The 18,505-nt window shown below is 53.3% G+C and carries 16 protein-coding genes; all 16 read right to left on the bottom strand.

All coding sequences use genetic code 11. From position 1 onward, the window contains the following. Positions 1-16: 16 nt before the first annotated feature. The 16 genes from rfbD to wcaE all read right to left on the bottom strand — a co-directional run bounded on the left by rfbD (position 17) and on the right by wcaE (position 18,494). Positions 17-916 (bottom strand): dTDP-4-dehydrorhamnose reductase, encoded by a 900-nt coding sequence (rfbD, locus tag ACO7SM_RS08065; RefSeq protein WP_490470396.1) that lies wholly within the window; start codon positions 914-916, stop codon positions 17-19. Further along, entirely contained in the window at positions 916-2,001 is a 1,086-nt protein-coding gene (gene rfbB, locus ACO7SM_RS08060; RefSeq protein WP_490470395.1) for a dTDP-glucose 4,6-dehydratase, read from the bottom strand. Before rfbB ends, rfbD begins: the two co-directional genes overlap by 1 nt. 378 nt (positions 2,002-2,379) lie before the next feature. Next, on the bottom strand, positions 2,380-3,273 hold the full coding sequence (gene galF / locus ACO7SM_RS08055) for a GalU regulator GalF (protein WP_490470394.1): 894 nt from the start codon (positions 3,271-3,273) through the stop codon (positions 2,380-2,382). A 165-nt stretch (positions 3,274-3,438) separates the two neighbouring features. After that, a complete protein-coding gene (gene wcaM / locus ACO7SM_RS08050; RefSeq protein WP_490470393.1) occupies positions 3,439-4,842 on the bottom strand; it encodes a colanic acid biosynthesis protein WcaM in 1,404 nt (467 codons plus the stop codon). A gap of 11 nt (positions 4,843-4,853) precedes the next feature. After that, positions 4,854-6,074: a colanic acid biosynthesis glycosyltransferase WcaL gene (gene wcaL, locus ACO7SM_RS08045; RefSeq protein ID WP_490470392.1), complete on the bottom strand. Its 1,221-nt coding sequence runs from the start codon at positions 6,072-6,074 to the stop codon at positions 4,854-4,856. Beyond that, positions 6,071-7,351: a colanic acid biosynthesis pyruvyl transferase WcaK gene (gene wcaK / locus ACO7SM_RS08040; RefSeq protein ID WP_490470391.1), complete on the bottom strand. Its 1,281-nt coding sequence runs from the start codon at positions 7,349-7,351 to the stop codon at positions 6,071-6,073. Before wcaK ends, wcaL begins: the two co-directional genes overlap by 4 nt. Positions 7,352-7,460: 109 nt before the next feature. After that, positions 7,461-8,939, bottom strand: coding sequence for a colanic acid undecaprenyl disphosphate flippase WzxC (gene wzxC, locus ACO7SM_RS08035; RefSeq protein WP_490470390.1), 1,479 nt, complete (start codon positions 8,937-8,939; stop codon positions 7,461-7,463). A 9-nt stretch (positions 8,940-8,948) separates the two neighbouring features. Continuing rightward, complete coding sequence (gene wcaJ / locus ACO7SM_RS08030) at positions 8,949-10,343, bottom strand: undecaprenyl-phosphate glucose phosphotransferase (RefSeq protein ID WP_490470389.1); 1,395 nt, start codon at positions 10,341-10,343, stop codon at positions 8,949-8,951. 62 nt (positions 10,344-10,405) lie between these two features. Beyond that, positions 10,406-11,776, bottom strand: a complete 1,371-nt coding sequence (cpsG, locus tag ACO7SM_RS08025; RefSeq protein WP_490470388.1) for a colanic acid biosynthesis phosphomannomutase CpsG — start codon at positions 11,774-11,776, stop codon at positions 10,406-10,408. 146 nt (positions 11,777-11,922) lie between these two features. Next, entirely contained in the window at positions 11,923-13,359 is a 1,437-nt protein-coding gene (cpsB, locus tag ACO7SM_RS08020; protein WP_490470387.1) for a mannose-1-phosphate guanyltransferase, read from the bottom strand. Between the two features lie 3 nt (positions 13,360-13,362). Then, positions 13,363-14,586, bottom strand: coding sequence for a colanic acid biosynthesis fucosyltransferase WcaI (gene wcaI, locus ACO7SM_RS08015; RefSeq protein ID WP_490470386.1), 1,224 nt, complete (start codon positions 14,584-14,586; stop codon positions 13,363-13,365). Then, complete coding sequence (locus ACO7SM_RS08010; protein WP_490470385.1) at positions 14,583-15,062, bottom strand: GDP-mannose mannosyl hydrolase; 480 nt, start codon at positions 15,060-15,062, stop codon at positions 14,583-14,585. The genes wcaI and ACO7SM_RS08010 overlap by 4 nt, the downstream gene beginning before the upstream one ends. Before the next feature lie 2 nt (positions 15,063-15,064). Beyond that, positions 15,065-16,030 (bottom strand): GDP-L-fucose synthase, encoded by a 966-nt coding sequence (gene fcl, locus ACO7SM_RS08005; protein WP_490470384.1) that lies wholly within the window; start codon positions 16,028-16,030, stop codon positions 15,065-15,067. 2 nt (positions 16,031-16,032) lie between these two features. Further along, the gene (gene gmd / locus ACO7SM_RS08000) at positions 16,033-17,154 is read right to left on the bottom strand and encodes a GDP-mannose 4,6-dehydratase (protein WP_490470383.1); all 1,122 of its coding nucleotides are present in this window, start codon (positions 17,152-17,154) and stop codon (positions 16,033-16,035) included. Between the two features lie 29 nt (positions 17,155-17,183). Beyond that, positions 17,184-17,732 carry a colanic acid biosynthesis acetyltransferase WcaF gene (wcaF, locus tag ACO7SM_RS07995; protein WP_490470382.1) on the bottom strand — a complete coding sequence of 183 codons (549 nt, stop codon included), beginning with the start codon at positions 17,730-17,732 and terminating at the stop codon, positions 17,184-17,186. A gap of 15 nt (positions 17,733-17,747) precedes the next feature. Continuing rightward, positions 17,748-18,494, bottom strand: a complete 747-nt coding sequence (wcaE, locus tag ACO7SM_RS07990; RefSeq protein ID WP_490470381.1) for a colanic acid biosynthesis glycosyltransferase WcaE — start codon at positions 18,492-18,494, stop codon at positions 17,748-17,750. Positions 18,495-18,505: the final 11 nt, after the last annotated feature.

Here is an 18,505-nt window from a genome sequence, read left to right as displayed (position 1 = left end):
CATTAAAAGTAATATGTTAGATTGAAGTTGTAGTGAACAGCTCTTCCAGCATGCGCTTAACGCCTTTTTCCCATGAAGGTAGCGTTAAGCCAAAATTGTGCTGGAATTTTTCTGTATTCAGGCGCGAGTTTGCTGGCCGTTTGGCCGGGGTAGGATAAGCACTTGTTGGTACGGCATTCAGCTTGTTCAACGTAAGCTCAATACCGGCTTTACGTGCTTCTTCAAATACCAGTGCTGCATAGTCGTGCCATGTCGTTGTCCCGCTTGCAACCAGATGATAAAGCCCTGCCACTTCTGGTTTATTCCATGCCACGCGAATCGCATGCGCCGTACAGTCTGCCAGCAGTTCTGCACCAGTAGGCGCACCAAACTGATCGTTAATGACAGAAAGTTCTTCACGCGCTTTTGCCAGTTTCAACATCGTCTTGGCGAAGTTATTGCCTTTACCTGCGTATACCCAACTGGTGCGGAAAATAAGATGCTTTTCACAATGCTTTTGCAGGGCAAGCTCACCCGAAAGCTTCGTTTCACCATAAACATTCAACGGTGCTGTGGCATCGGTCTCACGCCATGGCGTTTCGCCGTTGCCTGGGAAGACATAATCGGTAGAGTAATGTACTACCCACGCGCCAATACTGGCAGCTGCTTTTGCAATCGCTTCTACGCTGCGGGCATTCAATAACTCGGAGAGTTCACGATCTGTTTCAGCTTTATCAACTGCAGTATGGGCTGCCGCATTAACAATTACATCGGGACGAATTTTCCGAACGGTTTCAGCAATACCTTCTGGGTTACTAAAATCACCGCAAAAATCTTTTGAATGAAGATCAAGAGCGGTCAGGTTGCCAAGAGGTGCCAGGGCACGTTGTAATTCCCACCCTACCTGTCCTGTCTTACCAAACAGAAGGATGTTCATTACTGACGCCCCTCGTAATTCTGTTCAATCCACGTCTGATATGAGCCACTTTTAACATTCGCGACCCATTGTGTATTCTCAAGGTACCATTCCACTGTCTTGCGAATGCCGCTCTCAAACGTCTCTTCGGGCTTCCAGCCTAATTCGCGGCTAATTTTGTCAGCATCAATAGCATAACGACGATCATGACCCGGTCTGTCGGCAACATAGGTGATTTGTTCACGATAGGATGATTCTTTCGGTACTATTTCATCCAACAGGTCGCAGATGGTATGTACAACATCGAGGTTTTTCTTCTCATTGTGCCCTCCGATATTGTAGGTCTCGCCTGCTTTACCTTCAGTCACCACGGTATAGAGCGCGCGGGCGTGATCTTCGACATACAACCAATCGCGAATCTGATCACCTTTGCCATAAATCGGCAGGGATTTACCTTCCAGGGCGTTTAATATGACTAACGGAATTAATTTTTCCGGAAAATGATAAGGGCCATAATTATTTGAGCAATTAGTGACAATTGTCGGCAGACCATAAGTTCTCATCCACGCACGTACCAAATGATCGCTGGAGGCTTTCGATGCAGAATAAGGACTGCTTGGCGCGTAAGCCGTCGTTTCCGTAAACAGAGGAAGTTTCTCGTTGTTAGCTAATTCATCCGGGTGCGGAAGATCGCCATACACTTCATCAGTAGAAATATGGTGAAAACGGAAAGCCGCTTTTTTCTCACTGGCTAATGAAGACCAATACTTTCTCGCCGCTTCCAGTAAAGTATAGGTACCCACAATATTCGTTTCAATAAATGCAGCCGGGCCGGTGATAGAACGGTCAACATGACTTTCAGCAGCCAAATGCATTACGGCGTCGGGTTGATGCTCCGTAAATATACGTTCCATCTTAACTGAGTCGCAAATGTCTGCATGTTCAAACAAATAACGCTCACTATCTGAAACATCAATAAGTGATTCAAGATTACCGGCATAGGTTAACTTATCAATATTAACGACGGTATCCTGCGTATTTTTAATTATATGACGAACAACGGCAGATCCAATGAAACCTGCGCCACCAGTAACAAGTATTTTCACGTTTTATTCCGAATTGCATTTGTAGATCCGCATTCAATCTGCTGATCCAGGATTAAATTGCGAGGTATTTATGCACGCTACCGCCCCTGGCTTAACAGCTACCAGCGCACTGCGTACATTCTAAAGATGTTTACAAGCCGCACCGTTTCAGGTGGAGCTCTCAAAAACTTAAACACTAATTGTCTTACCAAACGCTTTCGGAAACAAGGAAAATTCGACAAATTCCTGATGATTTTTTACCATCTAACTCATTGATTTTACTTTATTTTTATAAAACAAAACGGCAGAGAACATCCAATTAGCATCAGCACCGCTGCCTGGGATGTTCTCTGCCGTTATCATTTTTTCTGTCAACAGCGCCCAAAAGACTGACGCGTGTTATTCGCTCAGCAACTTCTCAATGCTCTTACGGAACTTCGGCCCTTCCTTCAGGTTACGCAGTCCATACTTCACAAATGCCTGCATATAACCCATTTTTTTGCCGCAGTCATAGCTGTCGCCGGTCATCAGCATTGCGTCAACAGATTGTTTTTTCGCCAGTTCTGCAATAGCGTCAGTCAACTGGATGCGACCCCAGGCACCTCGTTCAGTTTTTTCGAGTTCAGCCCAGATATCCGCAGAGAGGACATAGCGGCCCACCGCCATCAGGTCAGAGTCGAGCGTTTGCGGCTGATCCGGCTTTTCGATGAATTCAACGATGCGGCTTACTTTACCTTCATTATCCAGTGCTTCTTTCGTCTGGATAACAGAATACTCTGAAAGGTCGCCTTTCATGCGCTTCGCCAGTACCTGGCTACGGCCGGTTTCATTGAAGCGGGCCACCATGGCAGCAAGGTTATAACGCAGTGGGTCAGCGCTGGCGTTATCGATAATAATGTCAGGTAATACAACTACAAATGGGTTATCGCCGATTACCGGACGCGCGCACAGAATAGAATGGCCCAAACCGAGAGGTTGCGCCTGGCGCACGTTCATGATCGTCACGCCCGGAGGACAGATAGACTGTACTTCCGCCAGCAGTTGGCGTTTCACTCGCTGCTCAAGAAGCGATTCTAATTCATAGGAGGTGTCGAAGTGGTTCTCGACCGCGTTTTTGGACGCGTGAGTGACCAGGAGGATTTCTTTGATCCCAGCAGCCACAATCTCGTCGACAATGTACTGAATCATAGGTTTGTCGACAATCGGCAGCATCTCTTTGGGGATTGCCTTGGTGGCAGGCAACATGTGCATACCCAGACCCGCTACCGGAATAACTGCTTTCAAATTAATCATTATTTCATCCACCTGTAAAATGGTTGCTGAATTATAGCTCTTTAACATGTTTTAGCCAGCATGAATTACATGGCGGCTCTGTTGAAGATGTTACGCCGCTTATCCAGAGAATGCAGTAGCCATAATCTGAAGAATAGAGTTGTGTTTTCATGAAGGTACATAAAACTAACGCCCCTGCTCCGGCAGCCTGAAATTGATATCTTCAACATTGACAACCTGATGGTTGATGCTGTCGATATCGGCTGAGCTCTGCCCTTTCTCATTCACCGCACGTACGTTGGCCAGCGACAGCAACGTATCTTGTTTGGCCATAAACTTCCCTCTCACATCTTTGCGCAGATCAAAGTACATTTTCAGGGCTGGCCCCGTGGTGGATACCTGCATCACATTGATATTACGCAAAAAAAGATGCTGCGGCTTATTATGCAGCTCCAGCGTCGCCCGTTTCATCTCGATGTTAGTGAGCGCCACAAACGAGGTCGCGTTTCCGGAAGAGATTTGGATGCCGCGTAACTTATAAGCAAGATGAGTATTATCGAGATGAATATCATTCAATTTGAAATTTTGCGGGATGGATAAATATCGACCTTTGACCACACCGTAGCCAATTAGCATTCCAGCACTATTCACCATGTGAATATTATCGATCACAAAATTATCGCACCCATATATTGCCACAGTGGCATTATCTATCCCTGCTTTCTTACTGAAATCCGGTGTGATATTCCGGGCTTTCACATTGCGAATGACAAAATGCTTGCCATTTTCAACATGGATCAGTTGCCGACAATCTGAGCCGGTGATATTCGCCACCACAAAATTTTTCACCGTTTGTTCTTCCGGGTAGCTATTGTCGTAGGTGCTTCCCGCTAACCCAATACCAATCCCCCAGTTAATCTTGCCGTTAGTACAGTTGATACGTTCAATGACATGATCCGAAATCAGAATATTGCGATCGTTAATCGCCACATTCCATTCAATCGCATCGCCCTGAAGATCACTGAAATGGCAATGGGTGATCCGCGCGCCGTCAACCTGGTTATGGAATCCCTGTCGCAGAATGGCATAGTTCGCCTGCGTCACCGTGATGCTATCAATGAGCAGATTGCGCATAATCCGCGTTTTTTTGCCGCCAATATAGATCTGAGTTACCGGCGCAAACCCGCTCATGGCAATCCCTTTGATAACACAGTCCGAACCGCGCACATCCAGCGTGATATTGTGCAGGCTACCGCCCCCCTCCCCTGTGACCTGGCAGCCATCCTGTAGCACAAACCGCCCTCTGCCATTGCCGCTTAGCCGCCCAAATATGTGCAGCGTTTTGCCGGCCGGGATGAAAATCCCCGTATTGATGTTTTCGCAGACCACGTCGGCAGGCACCACGACAGTTTGCGCGTCATCGAAAGCGCGTCTGAACGAAGCTACCCAGTCCTGCGGATTATATTCCTGGATATTGACGGTCTTTCGGGGTTCAACGGCACGGGCAAGCGGAGTATGGAGGATCGGGAGTGCGGCAAGGACGGAGCCTGCCGTCAGAAAGGTGCGTCGGGAGAGTGTCTTCTCTGGCATACAACCTCAATTTATAGCGTTTGCAGCAGGCTGGAGAGCTGAAGATTGATCGCCTGCTGGTTAAAATCAGACTCAATTTTTTCACGAGCGCGTTGCACCACCGGTCGAAGCGCATCACCGTCGATTCGACTGAATGCGGCCAGTTGTTCGGCCAGCGCCGGGGCGTCGTTTTCAGGCACCAGCCAGCCGGATTTTCCTGCTTCCACCAGTTCCGGGATCCCGCTATGCACCGTCGAGATGACCGGAATACCGACCGCCATTGCTTCCATCAACGCCACGGGAATACCTTCCATATCCCCGTCTGCGCCGGTGACCGAAGGCAGGAGAAAGACATCAGCCTGATCGAGCAGTATTTTTACGTCATGACTGGGTTTAAAACCGGGCATTTCAACCACGTCCTCCAGTTGGTACTGCTCGATAAGCGTGCGCAGGCGTCTTTCCCACGGACCGATCCCCAGAATGCGATAGCGGAAATCCACGCCGCGCGCTTTCAGCAGCCGACAGGCTTCAATGGCGACATGCAGCCCTTTTTTCTCGGTGAGGCGGGCAACGGAGATAATCTCCAGCGGCGTGGCGGGCGTTTTAAGCGGTCGATGGGTAAACCGCGCCATATCCACGCCCATGCGTGAAACCGCGATTTTCTCCGGCGGACAGCCCATCCCTTTCAGGCGCGCAGCCCATAGGTCGCTGATGGGCAGCATTACATCACCGCGGCGAAACAACTGCTGGTATTCAGGCGTATAGTGGTTAAGCACTTCCCGACTCGAAATATCAATGCCGTGGAATACGGTGGCTATCTTACCTTTGAGTACCCCAAGTTCCCGCAGTTTCGCCGCCGTTACTCCGGCAGGCCCAAAATGGGCGATAAAGACATCCGCATCAAACGGTGCCGTGGCCTGAGCGCAAATAGAAGACAGGATCAGGTTGCGTGACTCAGCACCGTAGCGGGTAACGTTTAGCGCTTTCCATGTCGGCGCCCGATGCAGTCCCGCCAGCGTTTTGATTGCGCGATAGCGCAGTTTTGCGAGGCGCCCTGTCGGCTCCGCCTGCAACCAGCGGGTTTTGGCTTCCAGGCCATATTTCGTCCATGACGCGTGAGTATTGTGTAAATCGCCCTTCTGTAGCGCAACAATGTCGACCTCAAACCCCATGTCGATAAACGCGGTGATTTGGTTGAGAACAAACGTCTCTGAGGACAGCGGGAATTTGAGCAAAAAGAAGCTGACCTTCATTTTCCCTCCCTGATGCGCACCAGCACCGATTCGACCATGCGTAACCCCTGCTCACGCTCACGCGTCACGGCGGCAGAAACGCGCGTGTTCAGCTCCGGCAACTGCCCCAGCGTATCGGCAACCCGGGTTTCCAGACTTCCATCCAGCAGATGGCGAATATCGATAGCCATCTCAGGCAACCCCAGTTGCTGCATGATCCCGGCCGACTTATGTTCGTAATTGATGGCAATCGCCGGGGTGTCAAAGTTCATCGAGATAATCGCGGAGTGCAGGCGTGTTCCCACGGTCAGTTCGCAGGCGGCAAGAATTTTTCCCATCTCCAGATCGTTCAGTTCGTCCATCACCACGTGGTAGCGCGACGGATCGCTGACATACTGGCGTAAGTTCAGCGCCACCATACGGTCGTCTTTGTTATAGCTGTCGATCCCGGTACAGGTTGAGAGTGCAATCACCTGATACCCTTCCTCCAGAATGCGATTCACGACCCCGGCGAACGCTTGTTCATAGGCCTGCTGAGTGGTGCCCAACCGTTTATCAAATGGCGCCAGTTCACGCAGCGTGATAGCAACGGTCTTCTGCGTCGCGGCGACGTCCAACCAGTGTTGCACCGTGTAGGCCGCCTCAAAATCCTCATGGTGACGCTCCACCAGCCACGCGGTGTCCACGCCGGACTCCACTTTTTCCGTCGTGATGTCGCTGCGCTTCATCAGTTCAAGGCTTACCGCTTCGCGCAGGATCAACGCATCACACTGTCCAAAAACATAGTTCGCCAGCCGGTTGAACTGGTCGTCCTGGAACGGGCCGACGCTGTGACCGATCATGTACAGCGGTTTTTTCGCCATGAACGTACACAGCGCATGCTCAAATTGCGGTACGCCGTATAGATCGACGAAAAACGATCCCCCAACCTGGATAATCGCGTCGTAGCCCGACAACAGGCGAACAAAGTCCGTAAAGCCCTGGGCAATCGCGATGTTGCGCAACTTGCCGGTATCCGTGACGCGCGAGAGCAGAACCTGATGTTGATAACGGCGGCGCAGCACTTTTTTCACCCGTCCCATCATGCCTGCCGCACTGTTGTGCTGCTTCATTTGCAGCCAGATAGGATCGCCCATCACCGGACGATTAAGTAACCAGGAAGAGCTCACCGGATAACGGCTCATCACGTCGACTTGTGCGTCGGGTTCCAGCCGATGAATGGCATCCAACAGGCCGCGTAAAATCGCACTGTCGCCACGGTTGCCGCAGGTATGGTTGCCCAAAATTAATAATTTCATTCGTTACCTCAAATATTTATTGCCGGAGGTCGGTTCTTGCCTTACCCGGCCTACAGCACGTCAATTCGTAGGCCGGATAAGACGTGTAAACGTCGCCATCCGGCAATATTCACCCAGCACGTAGCAGTGTTTTCATTTTTTCGCTGCGACAAAACTGGCGCTTTATTTCCACCACTAACGGATGGCGCGATGCCACGATCATCACGACAAAGGCCAGTACGCCCGCCGCAATTTGCGTTGCCAGCAATACGCCGAGCGGCAGATGCCCTTGCAACGCAACGCCCAGGCCATAACTCAGCGCCAGCGTCGGTAAAGAGAGATAAAACGGTAGCCATAAGCTCAGGATGTACTGACGATAGCTGGAACCCAGCACCGGTTTTATCATCACGAAGTAACTCAGCACCGTGTTGATGATTTGCACCAGCAGAAAGCCCAGCGTGACACCAATCGCGCCCGCCAGATGACCCCCGACGAGAATCGCCGGAATAAACAGGCACGTTTTGAACACATTGAATTTGAAGCTGATATCAACGCGCGCTTTCGCCATCAACAGCGAGCCAATCGGGTTACCAACGGAGCGCAGCAATCCCACCACGCACAACAGTTGCAGCACCGGAATAATGCCGCGCCATTTCTCGCCAAAGACCAGCGGTACAAAATTATCCGCCACCACCATCAGGCCAAGTAACGCAGGGAAGTTAATGATCCCCACCACCGACAGCAGCTTGTAGAAGTTAATCCGCAGCTTTTCGGTATCGTCCTGAATTTTGGCAAATGCGGGAAACAACACCCGGGTGATGATGGGATTGAGTTTCATCGGCGGAACGACTGCCACGTTGTACGCCAGGTTGTATCCCCCCGCCACGCCTGCGCCAAGAATGCGCGCCAGCACCAAAGTTGAGAGATTGGTATTCACATAGTTGATGATGCTGTCTGCCGTCAGCCACGCGCCAAAACGTAAGTTCGATGAGACGGATGCCAGCGAAAAGTGCAGTCCGGGGCGATAGATTTTGCGGCCAAAATAGCCAAACAGCAGCGTACGCACTGCGCTGTTAACCAGATAACCGAGGATCGCGGTTAACGCCCACGGCCAGAAATGGGCGCTGACAAGCGTAAAGGTAAACCCCACCAGCACCGAACTGGTTTCGATCATGCCAATCTTGTTGAACTCCAGCTCCTTTTGCATCAGCGCACGGAACTGCTGTCCATGGGGGGTAACCACAAATGCCAGCGACAGGGTTTTGATTAATGGCGCCAGATCGGGGTTATTCAGCACACTGGCAATCACGTCGCTAAGCAAAAACACCGCCACGCACACCACCAGCCCCAGACCGACATTGAGCCAGTACAACGTGGTCAGTTCGAGGTGGCTTATCGCTTTACGCTGGATAATCGAGTTGGCGATACCAAAGTCCGAGAGGGTGTCGGCCAGCGCAATAATCACCAGTGAAACGGTTAACAGACCAAACTGATGGTTGTCGATAATCCGCGCCAGCACCGTCATCTGAATCAGTCCCAGCCCAATAATGACTACAGTTGCCATCGCCGACCATTTGGCGCCGCTGAGGGTTTTTTCGCGTAAACTCATCCTCGTTCCTCAGTAAGCCGCTTTGTTAACAAAGCCCTTAAACACGGTCAGAAAGACAATCTTGATGTCGAACCACAGGCTCCATTCGCGGATATACTCAAGATCAAACTCAACCCGCTTTTCCATCTTCTCTAATGTGTCAGTCTCACCGCGCCAGCCGTTGATTTGCGCCCAGCCGGTAATGCCCGGTTTCACCTTGTGACGCAGCATGTAACCCTCGATAAGCTGGCGGTATTGCTCGTTATGCGCCACCGCATGGGGGCGCGGGCCCACGATGGACATACCGCCCGTCAATACGTTGATAAACTGCGGTAACTCGTCCAGCGACGTGCGGCGCAGGAAGTTACCCACGGGGGTGACGCGCGGATCGTTTTGCGTCGCCTGGGTGACCACCGCATCGTTTTCCATCACTTTCATGGATCGGAACTTCCACACGTTGATCGGTTTGCCATCCATGCCGTAGCGCGTCTGGCGGAAAATTACCGGGCCGGGAGACGTCAGCTTGACCGACAGCGCAATGCCGCACAGCACCGGAGAAATCAGCAACAAAATCAGCGACGCCAGCACAATGTCTTCGGCACGTTTAAGCAGACGATTGATGCCCGAAAGCGGCGTGTCATACAGCGGCACGACCGGCACGCCACTCACCTCTTCGATGCGGGAGTGCAAAATATTGAAGGTGAAAACGTCAGGGATCAGAATCACCGAGCAGGTGGTGTCAGCCAGTTCTCGCACCAGTTTTTTCACCCGTGCGCCATCACACATCGACATGGCGATATAAACGTTATGAATGCGTGACGCTTTGGCATCGTCCACCAGTTGTCGCAGATTGCCCGCCCAGTCCGATGACACGCCGCCCGGTTTCGCATCGTGATACACGCCGACCACCTCAAAACCCAGCCACGGTTCGTTGCGAAAACTCTCCAGCAACGCCTGACCGGCGGGCAAATCTCCCGCCACCGCCACCCGCCGTTTGTTGTAGCCACGATGGCGCAGCCAGCCAGCCCCGTAACGAATCAACGAACGACAGACCACCAGCCCAACGCTTGAGAGCAGATACCACGCCAGCCAGACGGCAGGACGGTTCTCAACGTCGTTATTAAAGGCGATTAAACCCGCGCTAAACACCAGGCTCAGCGTCCAGTTGCGCAGCAGCAGCGCCAGTTCCGTCGAAATTTTGACCCCGCGCCAGGAGCGGTAAAAATCCGTGATGCCTCCCAGCATCTGGAACACCACCAGCGTAATTAAGGCCACCAACAGGTGCATATACAGAAATGGCAAGCCGCTCACCAGGCAGACAACCCACAGCCCGCCAAACATGAGGGTGATATCTGAAAAGCGTTGCACCATAGAGATTAACGATGCATTGGTTTTGGCTCGCTCGCGCTTTTTTAGATTTGTCATCGTTGTTCCTGTTCTTAGCCCTTATCCAGCCATTCCCTGGCTGGATAAGAGAAGCACTGACATTACTGATTCAACAACGCCAGCAGAGTGCGCGTTCGCGCTTCCATCAGCGGAATATCGCCACGCGATTCAACGTTAAGACGCACCACCGGCTCGGTGTTTGACGAGCGCAAATTGAAACGCCAGTCGGCAAACGACATGCTGATGCCGTCGGTTCTGTCCACCGCCAGCGCCTCGCCCGCAAAGTGCTGTTCAACGCGTCCCATCGCCGATACCGGCTCGGCCAGTTGGCTGTTGATCTCTCCGCTTGCCGGAAACGCCACCATCCGGTCGCGCACCATTTCGCCCAGCGACTGTCCTTTAAGGCACACCAGTTCAGCCACCAGCAGCCACGGGATCATCCCGCTGTCGCAATAGGCAAAATCACGGAAATAGTGATGGGCGCTCATTTCGCCGCCGTAGATGGCGTCTTCCTGACGCATCCGTTCTTTGATGAACGCATGACCGGTTTTCGACATCACCGGCGTGCCGCCCGCCGCCGTCACCACATCAACGGTGTTCCAGGAAAGACGCGGGTCGTGGATGATCTTTGCGCCCGGATGCTTCTCCAGAAACGCCTCCGCCAGCAGGCCGACGATGTAGTAGCCCTCAATAAACTGTCCCGTCTGGTCGAAGAAGAAGCAGCGGTCGAAATCGCCGTCAAACGCAATGCCCATATCTGCGCCATGCTCAATCACCGCATTGCGGGTATCCGCCCGACACTCTGGCAGCAGCGGATTCGGTATCCCGTTCGGGAAGTTACCGTCCGGCGTGTTGTGGACTTTGATAAACTCAACCGGCGCGCCGAGCGTTTTAAAACGGGCTTCGATGGCATCCACCACCGGCCCCGCAGCCCCGTTGCCGGAGTTAATCACCAGCTTCAGCGGGGTGATGTTGTTGACGTTGATATAGCCGAGCAGATGATCAATATAGGCGTCACGCAGGCTGATTTGTGTGTAGCTGCCGCGCTTTGCGTCGTTCACCGGCGGGAAGTCATTGTTCTCGGCCAGACGCTGGATATCGCCCAGCCCCGTGTCGCCGCTGATTGGCCGGGCGCCCTCGCGCACCAGCTTCATGCCGTTGTAGTCCATCGGGTTGTGGCTGGCCGTCACTTCGATACCGCCGTCCACGCCGAGGTGGAAAGTGGCAAAATAGATCTCTTCGGTGCCGGAAAGTCCAATATCCAGCACGTCAACGCCGGCATCCTGCAACCCGTTCGCCAGCGCCAGTTTTAGCGCCTGGCTTGTCAGACGGACGTCACCGCCCAGCACGACCGTTTTCGGTTTCAGGAATTCGCCATAAGCGCGACCAATGCGCCACGCGATCTCGTCGTTAAGCTCTTCGCCCAGCCTGCCGCGAATGTCGTAGGCTTTGAAACAGGTTAATTTCGTCATGTTTTTACCCTTCTTCAGGCAACAGTTAGCCCTGACCCGTAAAAGGCCAAAATTGTTTTTTTATTATTGTCGGATGGCGCTTCTCTTATCCGACCTGGAGAATCGTAGGCCCGGTAAGCGCAGCGCCACCGGGCGCAATAAAGGCGTTACACCCGCCCGTAGCGATCCTCAAACCGCACCACATCGTCCTCTTCGAGATACGAACCGGAGCGCACTTCGATTAAATCGAGCGGAATTTTTCCCGGATTCTCCAGGCAATGGGTCGCGCCCAGAGGAATGTAGACAGACTCGTTTTCAGCGAGCAATTTGATATCACCATCAATGGTGACTTTTGCGGTACCCGCTACCACAACCCAGTGTTCGGCGCGGTGATGGTGCATCTGAACGGAAAGCCCTTCGCCCGGCTTCACGGTGATCCGTTTCACCTGGTAGCGGTCGCCCGCGTCGATGGAATCGTATTTGCCCCACGGACGGTAAACTTCGCGGTGAATATGGTGCTCGTGGCGTCCGTCGGCTTTGATTTGTTCCACCACTTTTTTCACATCCTGTACCGCATTACGGTCAGCAATCAGCACAGCATCTTTGGTCTGTACAACCACCAAATCCTTCACGCCCACCGTGGTGACCAGGCCGGATTCGGCATACACATAGCTGTTCTCGGTTTTGTGGCTGATCACATCGCCATGATGGACATTGCCTTCCGCCGTATGCGCGCTAATTTCCCACAGCGAAGACCACGACCCCACATCGCTCCAGCCCGCGTCCATCGGGAGAACCACAGCATCCGCCGTGTGTTCCATCACCGCGTAATCCACCGACTCTTGCGGACAGGCGAGAAATGCCTCTTCCTCCACGCGGATAAAATCGAGATCGGGGTCAACGGTGCTCATCGCTTTCTCACAGGCGTCAAAAATATCGGGACGGTATTTTTTCAACTCTTCCAGATAGCGCCCGGCGCGAAACAGGAACATGCCGCTGTTCCAGTAGTAGTCGCCGCTTGCCACCCACGACTGCGCAGTCTCGAGATCCGGTTTCTCAACAAATTGCGCGACGTCAAACGCGACGGCATCGTGCTTACCTGGAGTGACATTGCCGCGACGAATATAGCCATAGCCGGTTTCCGGCAGATCCGGCACGATCCCAAACGTCACCAGTTTGCCCGCATCGGCATACGGTATAGCGTTGCGTACCGCCGTGCGGAACGCCTCTTCATCGGCAATCACATGATCGGCCGCCAGCACCAGCATCAACGGGTCGTTCTCCGGGCTGTGGCGCGTTGCCGCCAGCGCCGCCAGCGCAATTGCAGGGGCGGTGTTACGCCCTGCCGGTTCGAGAATGATATTCTCGGTCAGCTTGTTCAACTGGCGCAGTTGTTCCGCAACGATAAAGCGGTGCTGTTCATTACAAATCACCACCGGGCTTTCGCACTCCACGCCGTTCAGACGACAAATGGTCGTTTGCAGCATCGTGAGATCGCCCTTCAGGCATAAAAACTGTTTTGGATAAAGTACGCGGGAAAGCGGCCATAAGCGGCTACCGGAGCCACCCGCCATCACGACCGGATAGAGTTTGGTCTGATTCATTATTTAATCCCGAATATCTGCAATAAATTGACGTAACACGTTCTCTTTATCGAGCGTGCGTTCGGCATAGTCACGTGCCACCGTGTTGTTTTCGGGCATCGCGAGCGCGTGCATAATGCCGCTCACCAGCGCGTCAACCGATTCGGGTTCCACGCAAACCGCGATGCCCGGATAGCGATCGCAGAGCTGGCCCAGTTCGGTATCCGCTTCTGCGGTGATCACCGCATTGCCGCCCACCGCCAGAATATTGGTGAGTTTGGAGGGCAACACTGCGTCTGCCGCGCCGCGCTTTTGCACCACCAGATGGCAGTCGCCCATTTTCAGCAGCGCAGGTAACGCGGCGTAAGGCTGCAGCGGGAAGAATTTGATGTTCTTCAGGCCGCGTTCACGGGCCATTTTTTCCAGCCGCGCTTTACCGCCACCCTGGCCGACAATCACAAACATCAGCGGCTGTTCGCGCAAACGAAAAGCAGCTTCAATCACGTTTTCCAGCCCCTGTTTTTCGCCAATGTTGCCGGAGTAGAGAATGATTTTGTGATCAAGCGGAAGTTCAAGCTGCGCGCGCAGTGCGCGGGCATCGTCGTCGCTCACGTCGCGAAAACGGGCCACTTCCGACCAGTTTGGAAAGAAAATGATCTTCTCTGCCGCCACCCCTTTTTCTTGCGCTTTATTCATCATTGAGCGGGAGATAGTGGAGACGTTGTCAACGTGATGCAGGCCGCTACGTTCGAAAGCGGTCGCCAGTTTCGCCACTCTCCCCGCTTTACCTTTTCCCGCCAGACCGAGGCCTAGCATCGCGTCCACTTCGTAATCCTGAATATGCAACAGCGTGCGTGCGCCGGAGAGTTTCGCCAGCAGACGCATCCCCGGCGTGCAAAACAGCGTGGGCACCACGCCAATAATGCGATCCGGCTTCCAGCGCCGTTGCGCCAGTAACGGGAAAAAGCTGCTCAGCGCAAAGCTGCCCAAATGCAGCAGACGCTTCAGCGTTGACGGTTGCTTTGGCACGTACAGCGGGCAACGCCAGACAGTGGCATCGCCCTCTTCCCGGCGATAACGCCAGCCAGAGTAGCGCTCGCCGACTTTCCATTGCGGGTAGTAAGGCGGCGCGGTGATCACCCGAACCTCATGGCCTTCACGCGCCATCCACTCCACCATCTCACCGGTGTACTTGCCGATGCCGGTCAGTTCTGGCGAGTAGTTGATGCCGTACACCAAAATTTTCATAATCCCGGCGCCTCAGCCTGGCGTTCCGGCATAAAGTAGGCGCGAGTGTTGTCATGCACGTCTTTGCTTGCCAGCAACGCCGCGGGCGTCAGCCAACGGTAGGCATCGTGTTGAGCATCCGGTAACTGAAGGTCGCCTTCCTGAACACGTAATCGAAAACCGAGCACAACGTAATGGGTCGAGAAGGCCTCTTCCGAGAAGTTATCGTCATAGAAGTGCTGCCAGACACCATAAAATTCGCCTGCGGAGATCGGTAAACGTAAGCCCAGTTCAGCCTGCGTCAGGCGTTCGAAGGCCGCGTGCAGCGGCTCATCTTTTTGCACCCGACCGCCTGGCACAAACCAGTCGCCCTGCGCGGGCCGGTTGAGGCGTTTGCCCAGCAGAAATTCTCCGCACGCGTTTTCCACAATCAAATCAATGGAAATCAACGGTGTGGAACGCACCACGGTGGCAAAATCGTCCTGACGTAAAAACATGCTTACCCCCGAAACCGGTGTTGGTTCTCAAGGAACCACTGGTACGTGCTGGCAAGGCCCGCTTCCAGCGAGATCTCGTGATACCAACCAAGCTGGTGCAGACGGGTGACGTCGAGCAGTTTGCGCGGGGTGCCATCCGGTTGCGTGGCGTCAAACACCACGCGACCTTTGTAGCCCACCACCTTCGCGATGGTTTGCGCCAGTTCACGAATAGTGCAATCCACGCCAGTACCGACGTTGATATGCGACAGCATCGGCTGGGTATTCTCCTGCCAGACTTCGCGGTCGAGTTCCATAACATGGATACTGGCCGCCGCCATGTCATCCACGTGCAGAAACTCACGCATCGGCGTACCGCTGCCCCACACCACCACATCCGCCGCATTCTGTACCGTCGCTTCATGAAAACGACGTAGCAGCGCCGGGATCACGTGGGAATTGCTCGGGTGGAAGTTGTCATGCGAACCGTACAGATTGGTCGGCATCACCGAACGATAGTCGCGGTGATACTGGCGGTTATAGGACTCGCACAGCTTGATCCCGGCAATCTTGGCGATGGCGTACGGCTCGTTAGTCGCCTCAAGCGTCCCCTGCAACAATTCGCTTTCCGCCATCGGCTGTGTTGCCAGTTTTGGATAAATGCAGGATGAGCCGAGGAACAGCAGCTTATTGACGTTATGCAAATGCGCGGCGTGGATGATGTTGCTCTCTATCATCATGTTTTCATAAATGAAATCCGCCGGGTACGTGTTGTTCGCCACAATACCGCCCACCTTCGCCGCCGCCAGATACACCTGATCAAGACGCGCATCAGCGAAGAACGCCTGCACCGCTTTGCTATCCAGCAGGTTCAGCTCGTCGCGGGTGCGCAATACCAGTTCCACATCGCCGCGCTGTTCCAGTTGTCTGACAATGGCGGAGCCCACCATCCCGCGATGGCCCGCCACAAAAATACGTTGTTTCATCATCCTCAGGACTCCAGCGCGATCGCAACCTCGTAACCATGAGATTTCAGCAGTGAGTGCTTCTTCGCCGCTTCCAGATCGTTTGCGACCATCTCGGACACCATCTGCTGCAGAGTAATTTCTGGCTTCCAGCCCAGTTTTTGGTGTGCGCGGGAAGGATCGCCCAGCAGGGTTTCCACTTCCGCAGGGCGGAAATAACGCGGGTCAACCGCCACAATCACATCACCGACGTTAACGCCCAGCGCATCATGACCCGTCACCGAGACAACGATGCCTTTCTCGTCCACGCCTTCCCCTTCGAAACGCAGTTTGATCCCCAGTTGTCCTGCCGCCATTTCAACGAACTGACGAACGGAGTACTGCACGCCGGTGGCGATCACGAAGTCTTCCGGTTTCTCCTGCTGTAGCATCATCCACTGCATTTTGACGTAGTCTTTGGCATGGCCCCAGTCACGCAGAGAGTCCATATTGCCGAGGTACAGACACGACTCCAGCCCCTGGGCGATATTGGCGATCGCGCGGGTAATTTTGCGGGTCACAAAGGTTTCGCCACGGCGCGGCGATTCATGGTTAAACAAAATGCCGTTACAGGCGTAGATCCCGTAGGATTCACGGTAGTTGACGGTTATCCAGTAGGCGTACAGTTTGGCGACCGCATACGGAGAACGCGGATAGAACGGCGTGGTTTCTTTCTGCGGAATTTCCTGCACCAGGCCATACAGCTCCGAGGTGGAGGCCTGGTAGAAACGCGTTTTCTTTTCCAGACCGAGGAAGCGGATCGCTTCCAGCAGGCGCAGCGTCCCCATCGCATCGACGTCGGCGGTATATTCTGGCGATTCAAAAGATACCGCGACGTGGCTCATCGCCCCCAGGTTGTAGACTTCATCGGGCTGCACTTCCTGCAAAATGCGCGTCAGGTTGGAGGAGTCCGTCAGATCGCCATAGTGCAGATGGAATTTCGGATTGCTGGCGTGTGGGTCTTGATAGATGTGGTCCACACGTTCGGTGTTGAACGACGATGCGCGGCGCTTGATACCGTGCACTTCGTAGCCTTTCTCCAGGAGAAGCTCTGCCAGGTAAGAACCGTCCTGCCCGGTGACGCCAGTAATGAGAGCGACTTTTGACATGTCTGTTTTCCTTCTGTACTTAGTAGAAATTATTCAGCCTGAACGCGTGCGCGTATCACCACTGCCGGATTGCCACGACAAATTACGTTTGCCTGTAGCGACGTAAAAACACTGCTGCGAGCACCAACCACGGTGCCGTCGCCGATGGTGATGCCAGGGGCAACGAAAACATCCGTCGCCAGCCAGCACCTCTCGCCAATCACAATCGGTGTGGCGTTAATATCAAAATGTTGACTGCGGTGATCGTGACTCCCGGTGCACAAATAACTTTTCTGCGAAATAACAGAATGCGCACCTATCGTAATATCACCCAGGGTATATAAAACCGCGTCATCCCCAACCCAGGCATAATCTCCCAGGGTTAATTTCCACGGGTAGGTAATTTTCACTGACGGTCTAATTACTGCGTTTTTTCCGATTTTTGCGCCAAATACGCGTAATAAAAATGCACGCCAGCGATACATCACCTGTGGCGACCATGCAAATAATGTCGCCTGTACCGCCCACCATAATTGCACTTTGATTGCACTGCTGCCCCGGAATCCTTTTGGCACAGAAAACCCACTGAGATCCTGCATCACATCTCCTTATATTTATGTTTTGTGATATAAGGTCTTCGTTTTACCCGTTGTGCGCAGACGTAAGTGCCATGACAATTCAGCCCAAAAACCCGGCACGCGTAATATCTGGCGCTGCACTTTCTTCGCGTCCTGGCATAATTCCAGATTATTCGTGGTGGACACCCCGCCCATTGAAAATTCAGATACCAGACCGTTCAGTTTTTTAAAGGCGTATCCGTCCTTATACATTCTGGCGGCCAGCGCATAATCGGAAGAAACCTTATATTGCAGATCATATCGGCAAACTTTCAGACCGCTGACCGGAAAAAATATCGCCTGATGACTCGCCGGTAAACTGTGATAAATATACCAACCGGGTTTCGCGCGACGTTTTATTTTATGACCGTCGCCAAAATCCAGTAGCGCATCGCCGGTAATCATCCGGTCATCTTTTTGTGATTGCAGTTGGCAGACGAAACGGGCGGCCTGTGGATGAAAAATATCGCCGGAGTTGAGGAACAGCGCAAAACGACCGCGCGCCATCTCAATCCCTTTGTTCATCGCATCATAGATACCGTTATCCGGCTCGCTAACAAAGCGTAAGTGGTAATCCCCGTTCAGATTTTCGAGAAATTCACGGGTTCCGTCGTTTGACCCGCCATCCACCACGATCCACTCGAAGCTGAGCTCCTTCGCCTGCGCCAGATGCGCTAACGACGCATGGGTTCTGACGATACCTTCCCGATTTCGAAAGGCGACGGTGATAATACTGAGCAACATGTGAATGACCT

The organism is Citrobacter sp. LJND-P06 (assembly GCF_058188415.1).
This window is presented reverse-complemented; position numbering and strand designations above follow the sequence as displayed.